At 59.7% G+C, this 1,685-nt stretch carries 2 pseudogenes; both read left to right on the top strand.

Annotated features, from left to right (window positions below):
• Positions 1–979: 979 nt before the first annotated feature.
• A pseudogene (locus tag ELR45_RS05945) lies at positions 980–1,479 on the top strand (transposase); the annotation flags it as partial.
• A 1-nt stretch (position 1,480) separates the two neighbouring features.
• Positions 1,481–1,685: pseudogene (locus ELR45_RS34665) on the top strand (IS110 family transposase); the annotation flags it as partial.

Below are 1,685 nucleotides of genomic sequence, written 5' to 3' on the forward strand. Positions count from 1 at the left end.
AGTACTGATGGGCGTTCCTACCTAGTTCCAAACATTTACACGTATTACGTCCACACCCTGGTGAGGCTGGCATGTACCAACCTGCGTCCCATCGTTACCCTGGTACTCGTTGAACCTCATATAATCTTCACCAGTACAGCTCCACTCCAGTCGCCATTTTTCAAACGGAGTAGCAATGTAGTTGCACCGACCATAGGCCTTGTTACCATCTATCCAGGTTGAACATTGTGCGAATGTGCTCACATCATCGGACTTTAGCTCCGCTGCCGATGTTGTAGGCGCCGAAGCAATCGTCGCGCCCCCCACGAGGACACTAAGCGTCAGCAGTGTTCGTCCGAATGTCCGTAATCTGCGCATCACATTCTCCTTTACCAAAAATGAACGCTTACACGGGAACCTCAACCATCGCCGTGATCATCCAGCGTGTTTCGTTCACGATTATTGCCCTCTACCGGTATCCCGTGTAGGCATGGCTAGGCCGTTGCAGTTAACTTAAACGGCGCTCTATTCTTCGTCACAACCTCCTTTACTTCTGTCTTGGACCAACAGCCTCGCTTGCGAGGCCACAGTCCTGCCACGCTTTTGCCATGCCCAATTCATGGACGTCTTGACGAGCGCGTGAAGTAGCAGCAACTAGGCAGTTGAAGCCATTGCTATCCTTACTCTGCAACGGACTTGCATAAGCTTGGTTGTCGTTCTGCGGATCCGTCGACTGCATGCCCGCTTTCCGCGGTGACCAGCAAGACCCATTGCATGACCTTGGACGCGTCGTAGGCTTACTTCGCTTCCGAGGTCGCCTGACGAGGGCCGAAGGCTTGAACTTCGCCCCCATCGTCAGCACTCCACGGGTTGTCACGTGACCAGCCGGTGAATGTGACCACCTGGTCCGGCCGCCCTTGCCCCTTTGCGCTCCTTCGCTATGCGCCCTCGCGAACCTGGCCGTGGCCCGACACGAGACGCCATCCACAACCCACTTTCCATGGCCCAGCAATGTCACCGCTACACGGGACTTCGTACGCGAGGCGCGGAGAGCAACCCTGCCGACCTGCTTGGCGAGGCTCTGTCCAAAGCCTCGCCTGATCTGATGCGTCAGCTGCTGCAGACGGTGATCAATGCTCGCTCCGCGCCGATGCCGACGCGGTGGTGGCTGCGGAGTGGGGCCAGCGTTCGCCGGGCCGCACGGCTCAGCGCAACGGCTACGGCACCGCGACCCGGACACCCGGGTCGGCACAATCGACGTAGCAGTCGGAGAAGCTGCGCACCGGCGCCTACTTTCCCGAGTGGCTGCTCGAGCGTCGGAAGCGGTCCGAGTCCGCGCTGATCACGGTCGTCGCTGACTGTTACCTCGCCGGAGTCTTCACACGGCGGAGGGACAAACTGGTCAAGACCCTCGGCATCAACACGCTGAGCAAGTCGCAGGTCAGCCGGATGGCCGCCGACCTTGACGAGCACGTCGAGCAGTTCCGCTACCAGCCGCTGGATGCCACGCGGGGGTAACCTTCAGCTCAACCGAGCACTGTTCACCATCGCCATGGTCCAAGCACGCTGGCACTCGCCAGCACGCGAGTTCCTCGCCAAGAAGCGCGCCGAGGGAAAGACGGCAGCAGAGGCTCGCCGGTGCCTCAAACGACACCTCGCCAACGCCGTCTACCCCGCCATGATCGCCGACCTGCAACGGTCCGACG

Origin of the sequence: Phytoactinopolyspora endophytica, from assembly GCF_004138495.1 — a bacterium.
In the GTDB taxonomy this organism is placed as follows: domain Bacteria; phylum Actinomycetota; class Actinomycetes; order Jiangellales; family Jiangellaceae; genus Phytoactinopolyspora; species Phytoactinopolyspora endophytica.